This is a genomic window from Streptomyces phaeochromogenes (genome assembly GCF_001418655.1).
GTDB classification, from domain to species: Bacteria; Actinomycetota; Actinomycetes; order Streptomycetales; family Streptomycetaceae; genus Streptomyces; species Streptomyces phaeochromogenes.
Window position 1 is genome coordinate 1 of record NZ_LIQZ01000485.1, and the last position, 1,784, is coordinate 1,784.

General features: G+C 71.2%; 2 protein-coding genes. One reads left to right on the top strand and one right to left on the bottom strand.

The window, feature by feature from the left end; genetic code table 11:
- Positions 1-1,237, top strand: a 1,237-nt coding sequence (locus AOK17_RS43505) for a branched-chain amino acid ABC transporter substrate-binding protein (protein WP_157881524.1), incomplete at its 5' end; no start/stop codon positions are given.
- 39 nt (positions 1,238-1,276) lie between these two features.
- Here the strand turns inward: AOK17_RS43505 and AOK17_RS43510 are convergent.
- A partial coding sequence (locus AOK17_RS43510) for a class E sortase (RefSeq protein ID WP_157881525.1) occupies positions 1,277-1,784 on the bottom strand: 508 nt, incomplete at its 5' end.

Sequence of the window (1,784 nt, forward strand, 5' to 3'; positions counted from 1 at the left end):
ACCGCCGGAGGGGCCCGCCGTCTCCCGGCGCCGCCTGCTGACGCTGGGCTCGGCTGCTGCCGTGGTCCTGACGGGCGGCGGCCTCGCGGCCTGGGCCGCTTCCAGGCCCGCGTCCGGCGGCGACGGCGCGACGAGTTCCGCACCCCTGCCCCGGTACGTCATCGGCCTGCACGCGGACCTGTCGGGACCGGACAGGGCGATCGGCAGGGCGCAGGAACGGGGCGCACGGCTCGCCGTCGCGGACTTCAACTCCGGCTCCCGTGACGGCCGCGCCTTCGACCTGACGCTGAAGGTCCTCGACGACGCCGGGCAGTCGAAGCGTGCCGAGGAGGTGGCGGGGAAGTTCATCGCGGACCACGACGTGTACGCCGTCATCGGCCCGACCGGCAGCACAGCTGCCAAGGCCGCCGTGTCCCGCTACGAGAAGGCCCTGCTGCCCATCGTGACCGTCTCCTCCGGCGACGATGCGTACTCCCAGGCGACCACCCGCGCGTACTTCCAGCTCAGGCCCGACGAGAACACCCTGTCGACACCCTTCATCCACTACCTCACCAACGTCGAGGAGAGCCGCAGGACCGCCCTCATAGACGACAGGGCGGCGAACCGGATCAGTTGGCAGATCGTCAGAACCCTGACCACGTACCCGCCCTCCAAAGGCACGACCACGACCCATGTCGTCCCCGCGGACAGCGAGGACTTCGACACGGTCGCCGCCGCCGTGCTCGCCGCCGACGCGCAGGCCGTCGTGTACGCCGGCTCCTCACCGCACCGGGCCGCCCGCTGCGCCCGCGCGCTGGAACGGGCCGGGTTCCGGGGCACACGCATGGCCCCGGAACCCGTCCTGCAGACCGCGTTCCTCAAGGAGGCCGGCCGGGCAGCCGAAGGCTGGGTGATGGTGACGACCTACGTCGACCCGGCCGAGCTGCCGTCCGCGGCACGCTTCGTGAAGACGTACAGGAAGCGCTTCGGAGTACGCACGGTCGGGCGCTTCGCGGTGGAGGCGTACGACGCACTGCTCTTCGTCGCCCAGGGCATGCGCGAGCTGGGCGGTGCCGAGCCCGAACGGGGCGCCATGGTCCGCAGGCTCCGCGAGACCACCCACAAGGGCCTCGCCAAGACCATCGAGTTCGACCCGAAGACCGACGAGTTCCGCTGGGTCAACAGCCTCTTCCTCCACCGGGTCCGGAACGGTGCCCCGGACTTCCTCGGCCACTACGACCGGGTGAAGAAGGCCTGATCCGGCGGAGGCCGGGCTCGGGCTGCTCGGCGGGGTGGCTCAGCGGGGCCGCATGGAGCCGAGCTTCCCCCAGACCACCAGGCGGTACTTGGACGTGTACTCCGGAGTGCACGTGGTGAGCGTGAGGTAGTAGCCGGGGTCGGTGTAGCCGTACGAGGGCCTGACCGCGCTGCGAGGTACCTTCCGGATCACTCCGCCGTCCCCCGCCGAGGTCTGCGCCAGCGTCCTGTCGACGACGTACGTATAGACGGCGGCCGGAGTCTCCACCTCGATCCGGTCCCCCCGCCGCAGCCGGTTGATGTACCGGAACGGCTCGCCATGCGTGTTCCGATGCCCGGCAAGCGCGAAGTTCCCGGCCCGCCCGGGCTGCGCGGTCCCCGGGTAGTGCCCGACGTACCCCTTGTTGAGCACGTTCCCTTTACTGATGCCTTCCGCGACGGGGACGCGGAGGCCGAGGCGGGGGATGGTGAGGATGGCGTAGGCCTGGGTCCAGCGGGGACGGGGGGTGGCGGCGGAGGTGGAAGCGGAGTCCGGCACAGACCGGGAG